This window comes from Luteimonas saliphila, from assembly GCF_016774335.1.
Lineage (GTDB): Bacteria > Pseudomonadota > Gammaproteobacteria > Xanthomonadales > Xanthomonadaceae > Luteimonas > Luteimonas saliphila.
This window is the reverse complement of record NZ_JAETWA010000038.1, coordinates 1-13,093: the sequence shown is the minus strand read 5'-3', so window position 1 is coordinate 13,093 and position 13,093 is coordinate 1. Positions and strand designations below refer to the sequence as shown.

The window sequence follows — 13,093 nt, the reverse complement described above, 5'->3', positions numbered from 1 at the left end:
TGGAGGACACATGCGTGCAGTGATGGCGTGCCTGCTGGCACTGGGATCGTGGGGTGCGTCCGCGCAGCCGCCGGTCGATGCGAAGGCCGTCGCGCCCTCGCACGTGCGGATCGTGCAGGAAGACGGCGCCTATCGCCTGCTGGTCGACGGCGAACCCTACTACGTGCGCGGTGCCGGTTCCGCCGAGGGCGACCTGGAACAGCTCGCGGCACGCGGCGGGAACTCGGTGCGTACCTGGAGCACCGGCACCGACGTGGCGAAGGTACGCGCCATGCTCGACCGCGCGCAGCGCAACGGCCTGACGGCGGCGATGGGCCTGGCGGTGGGCAAGGAACGCCACGGCTTCGACTACGACGATCCCGCGGCGGTCGCCGCGCAACTGCAGAAGCTGCGCGAGGAAGTACGCCTGTATCGCGACCATCCGGCGGTGCTGATGTGGCTGGTGGGCAACGAGCTGAACCTGGAGCACCGCAATCCGAAGGTCTGGGACGCGGTGGAGCAGATCACCCGCATGATCCACGAAGAGGATCCCCACCACCCGGTGATGACGCCGCTGGCCGGCTTCGACCGCGCGCTGATCGACACGATCAAGGCCCGCGCGCCATCGCTGGACCTGATCGGCGTGCAGTTGTACGGCGATCTCGACGCGCTGCCGGACAAGCTGCGCGAGGCCGAATGGACCGGCCCCTACCTCGTCACCGAATGGGGCCCGACCGGTCACTGGGAAAGCCCGCTCACCACGTGGGGCGCGCCGGTGGAGGACCATGGCTCGCGCAAGGCGGCGCTGTTCGAGCGGCGCTACCGGGAAGTGATCGCAGCCGACACGCGACAATGCCTGGGTTCGTACGTGTTCCTGTGGGGGCACAAGCAGGAACGCACGCCGACCTGGTACGGCCTGTTCCTGGCCAGCGGCGAATCCACGCCGGCGGTCGATGCGATGCAGTTCCTCTGGACCGGCCGCTGGCCTGAAAACCGCGCGCCGTCGATCGGACCGGCGACCATCGACGGCAGCAGCGCCACCGCGAGCGTGGTGCTCGCACCCGGCGCCGTGCACGAGGCGGTGGCCGTTGCGGAGGATGCCGACGGCGACGCGCTGCAATGGCACTGGTATGCGCTGGAGGAAAGCCGCGCCAGCAGCATCGGTGGCGATCCGGAAACGGTACCGCCGCGGGTGGATCTTCGGGCGCAGCTTTCGGTCGACGGTCGCCTGCGCTTCACCGCGCCGGACACGCCCGGCAATTACCGCCTGTTCGTGGAGGTGCGCGACGGCCACGACCATGCCGCCTATGCCAACGTTCCGTTCCGCGTCGAAGGCACGGCGCGCTGACCCGGCGGCGACACTGCGGCCCACCGCCGTCGACGCGCAACCTACATCGGCGGCTCGATCACCTCGTCGAGGCGATCGGACGCGACCGCGTAGCCCCCATCCTCGACCTCGGCGCGTACCTCCAGCAGCCTGACTTCCAGTTCGTCGAGCTCGCCCGCATCGGCCGCGCCCACGATCTGGATGCAGCGCGCGTTGAACCATTCCCAGAACTGGCGGAACGTCCTGCCGTGCCAATGCTCGTGGCGGATGCCCTGGTAGAGCTCGCCGATGGCGATGGTCAGTTCGTCGCGCATCTCGCGCCTCCTGGGGTGGGTCGTGCCATTGGGATTGTGGCCGAAGACCGGTAACCGGTGGGGGTGCCGCCTCTTGCCCGTCTCCCGGTCGCACCGGCTGTTTGCCACGGGCGGCGAACCGCGGGGCACAGACCGCGCCCCCGACCTGCGATCATGCGCGCATGACCACGCCGCTGCCGTTCACCGCCCTTGCCCTTCCGCCGTCCCTGCTGCAGGGCATCGATGCCCTTGGCTACACGGCGATGACACCGGTGCAGGCACAGTGCCTGCCCGCGATCCTCGAAGGTCGGGACGTGATCGCGCAGGCACCAACCGGCAGCGGCAAGACCGCCGCGTTCGGCATCGGCCTGCTGTCGCGGCTCGATCCCGCGCGCATCGGCGCCCAGGCGCTGGTGCTGTGCCCGACGCGCGAGCTTGCCGACCAGGTCGGCAAGCAGCTGCGCAAGCTCGCCACCGGCATCGCCAACCTCAAGCTCTCGATCCTGTGCGGCGGCATTCCGCTCGGCCCGCAGCTGGCGTCGCTGACCCACCCGCCGCACGTCGTGGTCGGCACCCCCGGACGCATCCAGGAGCTGGCGAAGCAGCGTGCGCTGAAACTCGATGGCGTGCGCACGCTGGTGCTGGACGAGGCCGACCGGATGCTCGACATGGGCTTCGAGGACGCGATCCGCGACATCGCCAGGCGCCTGCCGAAAGACCGGCAGGGCCTGCTGTTCTCGGCCACCATCCCCGATCCGATCCGCGTGCTGGGCCAGGCCATGCTGCGCGACGCGCTGGAGGTCAGCATCGACGGCGGCGCCGAGCCGGCGACCATCGAACAGTTGTTCTTCGAAGTGGATCCGGCGCGGCGCGCACCGGCGCTCGCCGCCCTGCTGCTGCGCCATCGCCCCGCGTCCGCCGTGGTGTTCTGCAATACCCGCGCCGACACCGTCGAGGTCGTCGGCTCGCTGACCCACTACGGTTTCTCCGCGCTCGCCCTGCACGGCGACATGGAACAGCGCGATCGCGACGAAGTGCTGGTGCAGTTCGCCAACCGCAGTTGCAGCGTGCTGGTGGCGAGCGACGTCGCTGCGCGCGGACTGGACGTCGAGGACCTCGGCGCCGTGGTGAACTACGAACTGCCCACCGACCCGGACACCTACCTGCATCGCATCGGCCGCACCGGGCGCGCGGGCAGAAACGGCCTGGCGCTCAGCCTGTGCGCGCCGCGCGAACTCCCGCGCGCCAAGGCGATCGAGGAGCGCCAGGGCGGGCCGCTGCGCTGGGACCCGCTGCAGCCGCTGTCGGGCAAGGCCGGCAACGTGCCCGCAGCCGCCATGGCCACCCTGCGCATCGATGCCGGCCGCGGCGACAAGCTGCGCGCCGGGGACATCGTCGGTGCGCTTACCGGCGACGCCGGGCTGCACAAGGATGCGATCGGCAGGATCGACGTGTTCGCCACCCGCAGCTACGTCGCCATCGCCCGCGCGCATGCGGCGAAGGCGCTTGCGGCCCTGCGCGAAGGCCGGATCAAGGGGCGCAGGTTCCGGGTCAACCGGCTGTAGCCGGGAACGGGAACGGGGCGGATCGGAACCGCAGGCCGCCGCCCCCCCTCGACGTGTTCGAAGACAGGCTCATGAACGTGTTGTCGCTTCTCGCCCACCCCAGACCCACGAGCTTCTGCCATGCGGTATCGGAACGGGCGAGAACCGCGCTTGCGGCGCAAGGACACGAACTCACGCACCACGATCTGTACGCGGACGGATTCGAGCCGAGGCTGGCGGTACGCGGCGCGCGCGTGCCGCCCGGCAAGCGGAACCGTGCGCGCCGGCCTGCAGGCCGGCACGCGAACCGCTCAGTCGGCGCGGATTCGGTAGGCCTCGGCCAGCGAAATCCGGCCCTCGCGGGCCATCGAGTCTGATGCCGGCAGCGAACGGTTGCCGAACTTGGCACCCGTTCCGGTTCCAGCCTTGATCTGGATGAACGCGATGCCCGTGCAGGGCAAAAAATGCGTCCCGCGGACGGGGGCGACCAAGCGCCGCCCCTGGAAGCGCGGACCATGGAGATCGCGGCAGCGATCGCGGCACCGACATGCGGGCGGTCCCGCGCATGCGCTTCGGTCGCCCCTGGTGTCTCTGGGCGCGAGGCTCGTCGGCGGGATCCGCTACGGAACCGGAGCGTGCCCGCTCGCGGCGAATCTCCCGCGCGCGGCCTCGATGTCGGCCAGGTGACGCAGGGTCCATGCGTAGAGCCCGTGCAGCGGGACGACCAGGCTGCGCCCGAGGTCGGTGAGCGCGTACTCCACCTGCGGCGGCGTCGTGGGCAGCACCGTGCGCCCGACCAGCCCATCGCGCTCCATGGCCTTCAGGGTGAGCGTGAGCATGCGTTGCGAGATTCCCGCCACCGTGCGGTGCAGGGCGTTGTAGCGCAGCGGACCCGGCCACAAGGCGCGGATCACGAAGACCGTCCACCGGTCGCCGACGCGCGCGAGCAGGTCGAGCGCCGCGCGGATTTCGTCCGCCGGCGGATCGAGAGGACGAACATGCGTGTGCGTTGCAGCCATGGCGGTGCCTTCTTGCCTGCGGGCGCCGCGATCCTATCATCGGCATCGCGCGATCCCGCGCGTGCCTGCGGCGGCGATACCGCGACTTCCGGAATCCCCATGCGAATGACCCGCCTCGTGCCCATGCTTCCCGTGGCCAGCATGCCGGCCAGCGTCGAGTTCTACACCAGGCTCGGTTTCTCCGTGGACCAGCGCAACGACGACTGGCGCTGGGCATCCCTGTCGTTCGGGGACTGCCGGCTGATGCTCGACGAGTCCATCAACGTCCACCACGGCGCGCCGCGCAACGGGGTGCTCTACCTGTATCCCGACGACATCGCGGCCTACCACGCCGCCCTGCGCGACAACGGCATCGCCGTGCCGGCGCTGGACGAGACCTTCTACGGCATGCGCGAGTTCCGGATCGAGGATCCCGACGGCAACCGGCTGTGGATCGGGCAGGCCGTGTAGCCAGCGCGGGCTTCCCGCATCCGCGGTTCAACGGAACTCGAACAGCTCGTGGCGAAGGCAATCGTCCGGCACGCCGGTCTCGCGCATCAGCGAACGCACCTGCCTGAGCAGGCCCTTGGGCCCGCAAGAACTGATCCGGACCCGGGCCGGCCCGGCTTCGGCGACGATCGCGGCGAAGCGGCTTCGGAACCCGCTCGCGCCCGGCCCTGTGCTGATCTCCACCAGTTCCACGCCGCGCTGACCGGCCAATGCCTGCAGGTCGACCGCTTCGGGCAGTTCGCGCCCGGGGGTGAAGAAGTGGAAGAACGTCACCCGATCGAAGGGAGCGCCGTCGGCTTCCTGCAGCCAGGCGAGGAATGGCGTCACGCCGACGCCGCCGGCGATCCAGATCTCCGCGCGTCCGTCCCGCGCCCGCTGGAAGCGCCCGAATGGCGCGTAGACCTCCGCGGTCATTCCCGGCGCGGCTTCCTTCACCAGGCGCGCGGTGTAGTCGCCGAGCGCGCGCACCATGAAGGCGATGCTGCCATCGTCCGTCGCTGCGCTCGCGATGGTGAATGGATGCGGCTCGCGCAGGCCTTCGCGCCTGAAGGACAGGAACGCGAACTGGCCGGGCACGAAGGGAATCTTCCGGCCCACCGGCGCGAGCTGCAGATGCACGGCGCCACCGTTGCCGGACACCGATTGCAGGCGGTACTCGGCATGCTGGGACAGCATCGGATACAGCAGCAGCTTGTAGGTCGCCGCCACCACCGCCAGCGCCGAGAGAACCGCCAGCCAGAGCCCAGGCGCGCTGGGCAACGCGATCGGCGACTTGAAGCTCAGCCAGTGCGCGACGACGACCAGGAACAGTGGCCCGGACAACTTGTGCCACCAGCGCCAGACGCGATACGGGATGTTGCGGTTGAGCGCCAGCAGCACGATGAGCCCCAGCGCGACCAGGCTCAGCTGCCGGACCAGCCGCGTCGCCGGGCCGGGCAGCGTCACGATGGCCGCGGTCTGCCACTCCGCGTTCCCTGCCTTGAAGACGAAGTGGACCAGCGCGAACACCAGAGCCCATACGCCGAGCCACTTGTGCGTCTCGTAGATCCGGTCCAGGCCGCCGAACACCGGTTCCAGCCACTTCCAGCGGGCTCCGAGCACCGCCGCCATCGCCATCAGCGAGACCGCGGCGATCCCCGAACCGAGGCTGAGCGCAGCGGTGCTCCACCAGGTGCCGGCGGGGATCGCCACCAGCATCGAGGCGAAGCTCACCAGGACCAGGCACGCGACCAGCGGTCCGGTTCCCAGCCTCATGGGCTTTGCAGCACTCCGCGAGGCCGCGTCGGGCTTCACGACGATCCACCCACCGCGCCGACGGTGCGAATCCACCGACCCCAGTCTGCGCCCATGGGCCGGGCTTTCATTGATCACGGTCAAATGCCGGTCGGATCGTCCCGGCAATTCGTCTCGCGCGTTTCGCCACCGGGTGCCACGCTGCATCCGATGAGCCATCGGGCCGCGATCTGAGATTCGGCCCGGCGAGAGACCCCGCTCTTCGCCACCGCAGTCGGCGTGGCCAGTTGCTTTTCCGGAATCGTCAGACGGGACCTTCGCGTGCTGGCGCCCGTCGGTGCCGCGCGTATCGTTCTGGCCATGCCACGCTACCGCGAGGGCTGCGTCTCCCCGACCGCTTCGCCACGCAACCACTCGCAGAAGGCGTCGACGGCGGGATTCGCCGCGGCAGCACGACGCCGCACGATCCAGAACGCATAGGCGTTGTCCAGCGCCAGTTCGAACGGCCTGGCGAGGCGGCCGCTGCGCAGGTCTTCGGCGACCAGCGGCGCGACGCCGAGGGCGACGCCATGGCCGGCGATGGCCGCTTCCTGCGCGAGGTAGATGCTGGCGAACACCGGGCCGCCGCCTGCATGCACGCGCGCGGCGCCGGCGGCGTCGAGCCATTCGGGCCAGCCGGGCACGCCCGTTCGGCCTTGCGCGCTCTCGTCGTGGAGCAGGGTGTGGTGCCGAAGGTCGTTCGCCGACACCAGCGGCCGTGCCGTGTCGCGCTGCAGGGCAGGCGCACAGACCGGAAACACCGCAGCTTCCATGAGTCGTTCGGCATCGACGCCGCCGTAGCCGCCAGGACCATAACGGATGGCGACGTCGATACCGTCGCGGACGAAATCGACGTGGGCGTCGCCGGTCTCGATGCGCACCCGCAGGTCCGGCCGGATGCGGTGGAAGCGGTGCAGCCTCGGCGCCAGCCATTTCGCGGCGAACGATTCCATCGTGCTCACGCGCAGGTCGGCGGTGGTGGGCGCGGTGGCGCGATCCAGCGCCAGGTCGAGCTTGCTGAACAGTTCGCCCAGCGTTGCGGCCAGCGCCTCGCCCTCGGCGGTGAGCGCGACGGTACGGTGGCCGCGCTTGAACAGTTCCACGCCCAGGTAGGCCTCGAGGCGCTTGACCTGGTGGCTGACGGCGGCCGGGGTGACGAACAGCCGCGCCGCGGCGTCCTGGAAACTCAGGCATCGCGCGGCCGCCTCGAAGGCCCGGAGCGCGTTGAGCGGAGCGGGATGGCGGGGCTTCACGACGGCCTTGCGGCGAGGAGGAGGCGCATCGTAACAGCTTAGTTTTCCTGCGCCGAATGCGGAAAATTTCTCGTTTGTCGCCGCGGTTCGCGCCCGCAATGATGGCCGTCCTGCAACCGACGGTGGCCAGCATGAAAGTCGAAGAAATCGCGCCGGACGTCTGGATGTTCGTCGGCCGGGAACTCGAGTCGGTCGCCACCGCCTTCGTCGACGGCGACGACGCGCTGCTGGTCGACACGCTCGGCGGCGTGGACGATGCGCACGCGCTCCGGCGCGTGCTGCGCGACCAGATGGGCAAGCGCGTGCGCATCGTCGTGTCCACCCATTTCATGAGCGACCACATCGCCGGGCTGTCGCTGTTCCCGGAGGCGACGACGATCGCGCATCGCCACCATCGCCACGCGTTCCTGTCGCAGAACCGGCAGGTCGACGCGTTCTACCTCGAGCCGCAGGTGGTGTTCGACAGCGCGATGCGGATCCGCTGGGGGCGCCACGCACTGCACCTGCTGCACAACCCCGGCAAGACCATGGACCACCTGAGCGTGGACGTGCCGAGCGCCGACCTGGTCTGCGCCGGCGACAACATCGTCGGCAACATCGTGTACGTGTCCCGGGCCGATCCGGCGCAGATCCGCAGCGCGATCGTCCGCATGCAGCAGCTCGGCAGGCGCAGGGTGATCGGCGGGCACATGGGCATGTTCGGTGCGGCGACGCTCGGCAATGCGGTCCATTACCTGGACCGGCTGGCGGACGCGGTGGTCGGGATCCGGACGGCCGTCGACAGCCACGAGGCGGACGCCCGGATCGCCTCCATCGCCATCGAGCCCTGCCTGGCAGCCGGGGTCGAGCCGTCCCCATTCGAGCGGCATTGGCACGAACGCAATCTCGAGGCGATCGTCACGCAGTCGATGTTCACGCTCGATGCCGCGCTCGCCGCGCGCAGGGCACACGCATGAACGCACGACCCGGAACCGGCAGGCGCGGCATCGGGCGGCGCGTTTTCCTCGGGGGCTGCGCGGGCCTCGCGGCGGCGACGCTCGTGCCGGGCGCTCGCGCGCTCGCGGCCGGCGCTTCCGATGCATTGCGCATCCAGCGGCTGGCATGGGCGGGCATCCGGCTGCAGCTGCCGGACGCGACGCTGTTCATCGATCCCCTGGTCGATCCGGAGGCGTGGGGCGACGCCCTCCCCGACCGGCTGGTGCCGGTGGACGATGCGGTGGGCGATCGCAGCGTGCTCGTCACCCATGCGCACCCCGACCATTTCGATGCGATGGCGGTGGCCCAGGTCCTGGGCGAGGGCGGCGTGCTGCTGCATCCGCAAGGCGCGACCCCGCGCCCGGTGCCCGAGGCCGCGCGCGAGCGTCCGGCGCCGTGGTGGGAGCCGCAACTGGTCGGCGACTTCACCGCTGCCGCGGTCCCCGCCGCGGACGGTTACGGAGATCCGCAGGCTTCGTGGGTGGTCAGCGCCGGCGGACGTCGCATCTTCCACGGCGGCGACACGCTCTGGCACGGGCACTGGTGGCGGATCGGCCGCCAGTTCGGTCCGTTCGACGCGGCGTTCCTGCCGGTCAACGGCGCCCGCTTCGGTTGGCGCCAGCCGGCCAGCGGCCAGCCCGGCGTGCTCACGCCCGAGCAGGCGGTGGCGGCGGCGACGATCCTCGGCGCGCGCCGGCTGGTGCCGATTCACTACGGCGTCGGCGGCATGGACGAGTACGTGGAGGTCGAGGACCCGGTCGGGCGTTTGCGCAGCCTGGTGCGCGGCAGATCCTTCGCGTTGCAGGTGCTCGCGCCCGGCGAGTGGCTGGAATGGGTCTGATCGAGGGCCGCCGGCGAGGCCCAGGCGGGGCATCGCGGATGCACGCAGGTCGCAGGAGACACCGGCAGCAGGAACGACGCGGACCGCATGCACCGCCTCCGCACCCGACGGCGGTTTGCGCCCTGCTGCGTCCCACCGCTGGCACGCCCGCGCCCCGCGCGACGCGCTAGCCTGACGCGCTTTGCCGATTCCATCCCACCAGGAGCCGACCATGTTCAACCACATCGTCATCGGATCGAACGACATCGAGCGGTCGCTTCGGTTCTACAACGCCGTGCTCGGAATTCTGGGAGTGCCGGAGCCTGTCCGGCAACGCACGGCCACCGGCCACGAGCGCCTGTTCTATCGCCACGACGATCACTCCCTGGGCATCACCCAGCCGATCAACGGCGAGCCGGCCACGGTCGCCAACGGCAGCACCCTCGGGTTCCGCTGCGCATCGCCCGAACAGGTGCAGGCCTTCCACGACACCGCCGTGGCCGCCGGCGGCACCTCCATCGAGGATCCGCCCGGGCCGCGCGAGGGCGGCAGCGCGCCGATGCATCTGGCCTACGTGCGCGATCCCGACGGCAACAAGCTGTGCGCGGTCTATCGGCCGCGCTAGGACTCGCCGTTCACGGCGGCTACGCCGTCGTGCGGCTCCGGGGAAGCGCGGACACGGTCCGCCGCCGTGCCGACCCGCGCCGGCAACGGACGGACCGGGAGCCGCAGTCACGCGGCCGAGACGAGCGGTTTGCTCCACTGGCAGGCCATGCCCGTGCCCTCTCCCGCCCCCTCCCGCATCCCGCGCACGCTCGAGGGCGTGTCGCGCGCGCGCCTGCGCACGGATGGCGCGACCGCGCTTCCGGGGCGCGGCCGCACGCTCGACCGCTGGCGCGCGCTCGCCGCGCTCGGCGCGCAGGACCTGGCGCTGGCGAAGGTGCTCGAGGCCCATTACGACGCGCTCGCGATCCTTGCCGAGCTCGAGGCTCCGGCACCCGCCGACGACACCCTGCTCGCGGTCTGGGCTGCGGAGGGTCCGCAGTCGACCGTCGCGCTGCAGGAAGGCCCGGGCGGACCGCGCATCGCCGGGCGCAAGCCGTGGTGCTCGGGCGCGCGTTTCGTCGATGCGGCGCTGCTGACCGTCCGGGACGGCGAGGCGCGGCAGCTGGTCCTGGTCTCGATGCATGAAGCCGGCATCTCGCGCCCGCCCGCGGGCTGGGAAGCGGTGGGGATGGCGGCGATCGAGAGCGGCCCGGTCGACTTCGACGCGGTGCCCTGCCGTCGCATCGGCGCGCCGGGCGCGTACCTGGCGCGACCGGGGTTCTGGCACGGCGGCGCGGGCGTGGCGGCCTGCTGGTACGGCGCCGCGGTCGCGATCGCGCAGCGCATGGCCGATCCGGTGCGGGTCGCGCGCGATCCACATCTCGCCGCCGCGCTCGGGCGCGCCGACATGGCGCTCGGCGCCGCGTCCGCGCTGCTGCGCGAACTCGCCGCGCGCATCGATGGGGCGCCGGGCGAACCGCATCGCCGCGAGGTGGTGCGGCTGCGCTCGGTGGTCGAGCGCGCCTGCCACGAGGTGCTCGATGCGGCGGCCCGCAGCCTCGGCCCCAGCCCCTTGTGCAGCGACGGCACGCATGCGCGCCGCTGCGCGGATCTTGCCGTGTTCGTCCGTCAGAGCCATGCCGACCGCGACTGGGCGGCGCTCGGTGCCGACGTCGCCGACCTGGAAGCGGACGCGCGATGGCCGCTGTGATCGCGCCGCGCATCGTCGGCGCCGGTCACGCCGAAGCCGACTGGCAGGCCTCGCGCTGGTTGTCCGCGCTGCCCGGGCGGCCGCTCGGCCCCCTGCTGGCCGGCTACAGGCGGCTGGTGGTGCTGTCGCCGCATCCGGACGACGAAACCCTCGCCTGCGGCGGGCTGATGCGCGCGGCGGCGCATGCGGGCCTCGAGGTGCACCTGGTGGCGGCGACCGATGGCGAAGCCTGCTATCCCGGCGACGCGGACTGGACGCCGCAGCGCCTGCGCGAGCAACGGCCTGAGGAAGTCGAGCAGGCGCTGGCCGCGCTGGGCGTGGATGCGCAGGTGCGGCGCCTCGGCCTGCCCGACGGGGGCCTCGCCGGTTGCCGCGATACGCTGGAGCGTGCGGTCACCGCACTGCTCGGTCCCGACGACCTCGTGCTGGCGCCGTGGGAACGCGACGGGCATCCCGACCACGACGCGCTCGGCGAGGCCGCGCTGCATGTGGCGCAGTCGACCGACGCGTGTCTGCTGCAATACCCGGTCTGGGCCTGGCATTGGCTGCAGCCCGACGCCACGCGCGCGCCCTTCGACGCCTTCACCGTCAGGCTCGATGCGCAGGCCATGGCCGCCAAGCGGCGCGCGATCGCCTGCTTCGCCTCGCAACTGGGAACGGCGCAGCCGGCCACCCCGCCGCCGATCCTGCCCGCGCACGTGGTCGAACGCTTCCTGCGCCCGTTCGAGGTCTACCTGGCATGAGCCTGGCGCGTTACTTCGACGCGGTCTGGGCCGAGGGCGAGGATCCGTTCGGTTACCGCGACCGCTGGTACGAGGCGCGCAAGCGCGAACTGCTGCTCGCGGCGCTGCCGCGGCCCGGGTTCGCGCGCGGATGGGAGATCGGCTGCGCCAATGGCGAGCTCACACGACGGCTCGCCACGCGCTGCACCTCGCTGCTGGCCACCGACCTGCATCCGCGTGCGGTGGAAACGGCGCGGCGGGCCTGCAGCGGCGTACCGTCGGTCGAGATCGCGCGCATGGAGCATCCGCGCCAATGGCCCGCCGGACGCTTCGACCTGGTCGTGGTGGGCGAGATGGGGTACTACCTCGACGCCGGCGCGCTCGACGCGTTCGCGACGCGCATTGCCGGGAGCCTCGCACCCGACGCGGTGCTGGTGGCGTGCCACTGGCGCCACGATTTCGACGGCCGCCGCACCAGCACCGCCGCCGTTCATGCGCGGCTGGGCGCGGTTCCCGGCCTCGTCCAGTGCTGGCATTACGAGGATGCCGACTTCGCGCTCGATGGCTGGAGCGACGACGCGGTCTCGGTGGCGCAGCGCGAGGCCCTGCGATGATCGGGGTGCTGGTGCCCGCGCACGACGAGGAGGCGCTGATCGGCGATTGCCTGCGCGCCATCCAGGTCGCCGCGGCCTGCCCGCGCTTGCGCGGCGAGCCGGTGGCGGTGGTGGTGGCGCTGGACCGCTGCCGCGACGCGACCGCCGCGATCTGCGAAGGGCTCGGCGTGCCCACGGTACGGCTCGAGGCACGCAACGTGGGCCAGGCGCGCGCGGTCGCGGCCGCTGCGTTGCTGCGTGCCGGCGCGCGCTGGCTCGCCTCCACCGACGCCGACAGCCGCGTCCCGCCCGACTGGCTTTCGGGGCAGCTGGCGTGCGCGGCGGATGCGTTCTGCGGCACGGTGCGTGTCGGCGACTGGCTCGACTACCGGCCCGTCGTGCGCGATGCCTTCCTAGCCCGGGAACAGTATCGCGACGGCCATGCGCATGTGCACGGCGCGAACCTGGGCGTGTCGGCAACGGCCTACCGCGCCGTCGGCGGCTTCCCGGCGCACGCCGCGCACGAGGATCGCGCCCTGGTCGACGCATTGGCGCGTGCGGGCTTCGCGATCGCGCGGCGCGGTTCGCCGGCGGTCTGGACCAGCGCGCGGCGCGATGCGCGCGCGCGCCACGGATTCGGCGACTACCTGCTGGGGATGGAAGAAGCGGCAGCCTGAAAGGGGCGGCGCGTTCGCCGGGAAGTCGCCGACCCGACCCAATGCGCGGATGTCGCGTTCCCGGCAAGACGTTGCCGTTCGATGGAGTCGGCGACGAGCGACCAGGGCACAACCGATTAAGGCGCACACGCAAGCGTCCGCCGAAGCCTGGAACATTGTGCCGCGTTCGCGCCCCGATGCTTCCAACGCTAAGGCCGAACCGCGGGAGCGCGGAACGCGCATGCCTTCCCATCCGCATACGCCTCGTAGGAGCGCCTTCAGCCGCGACCGCCTCGCATCGCCTGGCGCGGACAGGATCGGGTCGCGCCTGAAGGCGCTCCTACCGGGGCGGCTTTCGGCGGCCGTGCACTCCCTGTCGGCCATTCCGTGCATGT

Annotated in this window: 16 protein-coding genes; 11 read left to right on the top strand and 5 right to left on the bottom strand. The window is 71.5% G+C overall.

The genetic code is table 11. The annotated features are described in order from the left end of the window. Positions 1-10 precede the first annotated feature (10 nt). Positions 11-1,327: a glycoside hydrolase family 2 TIM barrel-domain containing protein gene (locus JMO03_RS11280; RefSeq protein ID WP_337926404.1), complete on the top strand. Its 1,317-nt coding sequence runs from the start codon at positions 11-13 to the stop codon at positions 1,325-1,327. Between the two features lie 41 nt (positions 1,328-1,368). On the opposite strand, the gene JMO03_RS11275 is transcribed toward JMO03_RS11280, so the two are convergent. Further along, the gene (locus tag JMO03_RS11275; protein WP_202843386.1) at positions 1,369-1,620 is read right to left on the bottom strand and encodes a hypothetical protein; all 252 of its coding nucleotides are present in this window, start codon (positions 1,618-1,620) and stop codon (positions 1,369-1,371) included. Positions 1,621-1,781: 161 nt separating this feature from the next. Here JMO03_RS11275 and dbpA point away from each other — a divergent pair, with 161 nt between their 5' ends. Then, positions 1,782-3,164, top strand: a complete 1,383-nt coding sequence (gene dbpA / locus JMO03_RS11270) for an ATP-dependent RNA helicase DbpA (RefSeq protein ID WP_202843385.1) — start codon at positions 1,782-1,784, stop codon at positions 3,162-3,164. Positions 3,165-3,235: 71 nt separating this feature from the next. Continuing rightward, on the top strand, positions 3,236-3,520 hold the full coding sequence (locus tag JMO03_RS21645; RefSeq protein WP_202843384.1) for an NAD(P)H-dependent oxidoreductase: 285 nt from the start codon (positions 3,236-3,238) through the stop codon (positions 3,518-3,520). Here JMO03_RS21645 and JMO03_RS11260 read toward each other — a convergent pair. Further along, a complete protein-coding gene (locus JMO03_RS11260) occupies positions 3,455-3,634 on the bottom strand; it encodes a hypothetical protein (protein WP_202843406.1) in 180 nt (59 codons plus the stop codon). The genes JMO03_RS21645 and JMO03_RS11260 overlap by 66 nt on opposite strands. Before the next feature lie 129 nt (positions 3,635-3,763). Next, a complete protein-coding gene (locus JMO03_RS11255) occupies positions 3,764-4,162 on the bottom strand; it encodes a winged helix-turn-helix transcriptional regulator (RefSeq protein ID WP_202843382.1) in 399 nt (132 codons plus the stop codon). Between the two features lie 105 nt (positions 4,163-4,267). Here JMO03_RS11255 and JMO03_RS11250 point away from each other — a divergent pair, with 105 nt between their 5' ends. Next, positions 4,268-4,612, top strand: coding sequence for a VOC family protein (locus JMO03_RS11250; RefSeq protein WP_202843380.1), 345 nt, complete (start codon positions 4,268-4,270; stop codon positions 4,610-4,612). 27 nt (positions 4,613-4,639) lie between these two features. Here the strand turns inward: JMO03_RS11250 and JMO03_RS11245 are convergent, their stop codons facing one another. Together JMO03_RS11245 and gcvA are read right to left on the bottom strand one after the other, a co-directional pair. Next, positions 4,640-5,905: a ferredoxin reductase family protein gene (locus tag JMO03_RS11245; RefSeq protein ID WP_202843378.1), complete on the bottom strand. Its 1,266-nt coding sequence runs from the start codon at positions 5,903-5,905 to the stop codon at positions 4,640-4,642. 347 nt (positions 5,906-6,252) lie between these two features. Further along, positions 6,253-7,176, bottom strand: coding sequence for a transcriptional regulator GcvA (gcvA, locus tag JMO03_RS11240; RefSeq protein WP_202843376.1), 924 nt, complete (start codon positions 7,174-7,176; stop codon positions 6,253-6,255). Positions 7,177-7,307: 131 nt separating this feature from the next. On the opposite strand from gcvA, the gene JMO03_RS11235 reads away from it, so the two are divergent. The 7 genes from JMO03_RS11235 to JMO03_RS11205 all read left to right on the top strand — a co-directional run bounded on the left by JMO03_RS11235 (position 7,308) and on the right by JMO03_RS11205 (position 12,719). Further along, positions 7,308-8,132, top strand: coding sequence for an MBL fold metallo-hydrolase (locus JMO03_RS11235; RefSeq protein WP_202843374.1), 825 nt, complete (start codon positions 7,308-7,310; stop codon positions 8,130-8,132). After that, positions 8,129-8,992 carry an MBL fold metallo-hydrolase gene (locus JMO03_RS11230; protein WP_202843372.1) on the top strand — a complete coding sequence of 288 codons (864 nt, stop codon included), beginning with the start codon at positions 8,129-8,131 and terminating at the stop codon, positions 8,990-8,992. Before JMO03_RS11235 ends, JMO03_RS11230 begins: the two co-directional genes overlap by 4 nt. A 211-nt stretch (positions 8,993-9,203) precedes the next feature. Beyond that, positions 9,204-9,596 (top strand): VOC family protein, encoded by a 393-nt coding sequence (locus JMO03_RS11225; protein ID WP_202843370.1) that lies wholly within the window; start codon positions 9,204-9,206, stop codon positions 9,594-9,596. A gap of 147 nt (positions 9,597-9,743) precedes the next feature. Beyond that, positions 9,744-10,727 carry an acyl-CoA dehydrogenase family protein gene (locus JMO03_RS11220; protein WP_238346098.1) on the top strand — a complete coding sequence of 328 codons (984 nt, stop codon included), beginning with the start codon at positions 9,744-9,746 and terminating at the stop codon, positions 10,725-10,727. Further along, positions 10,715-11,470, top strand: a complete 756-nt coding sequence (locus tag JMO03_RS11215; protein ID WP_202843368.1) for a PIG-L deacetylase family protein — start codon at positions 10,715-10,717, stop codon at positions 11,468-11,470. The genes JMO03_RS11220 and JMO03_RS11215 overlap by 13 nt, the downstream gene beginning before the upstream one ends. Then, a complete protein-coding gene (locus JMO03_RS11210; RefSeq protein WP_202843366.1) occupies positions 11,467-12,063 on the top strand; it encodes a class I SAM-dependent DNA methyltransferase in 597 nt (198 codons plus the stop codon). The genes JMO03_RS11215 and JMO03_RS11210 overlap by 4 nt, the downstream gene beginning before the upstream one ends. Next, entirely contained in the window at positions 12,060-12,719 is a 660-nt protein-coding gene (locus tag JMO03_RS11205) for a glycosyltransferase family 2 protein (RefSeq protein ID WP_202843364.1), read from the top strand. The genes JMO03_RS11210 and JMO03_RS11205 overlap by 4 nt, the downstream gene beginning before the upstream one ends. Positions 12,720-13,093 lie beyond the last annotated feature (374 nt).

Bases quoted from the DNA above. Each gene is read 5' to 3' on its own strand.
- JMO03_RS11235 (WP_202843374.1), top strand. From the start codon at position 7,308: ATGAAAGTCGAAGAAATCGCGCCGGACGTCTGGATGTTCGTCGGCCGG.
- JMO03_RS21645 (WP_202843384.1), top strand. From the start codon at position 3,236: ATGAACGTGTTGTCGCTTCTCGCCCACCCCAGACCCACGAGCTTCTGC.
- JMO03_RS11215 (WP_202843368.1), top strand. From the start codon at position 10,715: ATGGCCGCTGTGATCGCGCCGCGCATCGTCGGCGCCGGTCACGCCGAA.
- JMO03_RS11245 (WP_202843378.1), bottom strand. From the start codon at position 5,905: ATGAGGCTGGGAACCGGACCGCTGGTCGCGTGCCTGGTCCTGGTGAGC.
- JMO03_RS11210 (WP_202843366.1), top strand. From the start codon at position 11,467: ATGAGCCTGGCGCGTTACTTCGACGCGGTCTGGGCCGAGGGCGAGGAT.
- JMO03_RS11255 (WP_202843382.1), bottom strand. From the start codon at position 4,162: ATGGCTGCAACGCACACGCATGTTCGTCCTCTCGATCCGCCGGCGGAC.
- dbpA (WP_202843385.1), top strand. From the start codon at position 1,782: ATGACCACGCCGCTGCCGTTCACCGCCCTTGCCCTTCCGCCGTCCCTG.
- JMO03_RS11280 (WP_337926404.1), top strand. From the start codon at position 11: ATGCGTGCAGTGATGGCGTGCCTGCTGGCACTGGGATCGTGGGGTGCG.
- JMO03_RS11205 (WP_202843364.1), top strand. From the start codon at position 12,060: ATGATCGGGGTGCTGGTGCCCGCGCACGACGAGGAGGCGCTGATCGGC.
- JMO03_RS11220 (WP_238346098.1), top strand. From the start codon at position 9,744: ATGCCCGTGCCCTCTCCCGCCCCCTCCCGCATCCCGCGCACGCTCGAG.
- JMO03_RS11250 (WP_202843380.1), top strand. From the start codon at position 4,268: ATGACCCGCCTCGTGCCCATGCTTCCCGTGGCCAGCATGCCGGCCAGC.
- JMO03_RS11230 (WP_202843372.1), top strand. From the start codon at position 8,129: ATGAACGCACGACCCGGAACCGGCAGGCGCGGCATCGGGCGGCGCGTT.
- JMO03_RS11225 (WP_202843370.1), top strand. From the start codon at position 9,204: ATGTTCAACCACATCGTCATCGGATCGAACGACATCGAGCGGTCGCTT.
- JMO03_RS11275 (WP_202843386.1), bottom strand. From the start codon at position 1,620: ATGCGCGACGAACTGACCATCGCCATCGGCGAGCTCTACCAGGGCATC.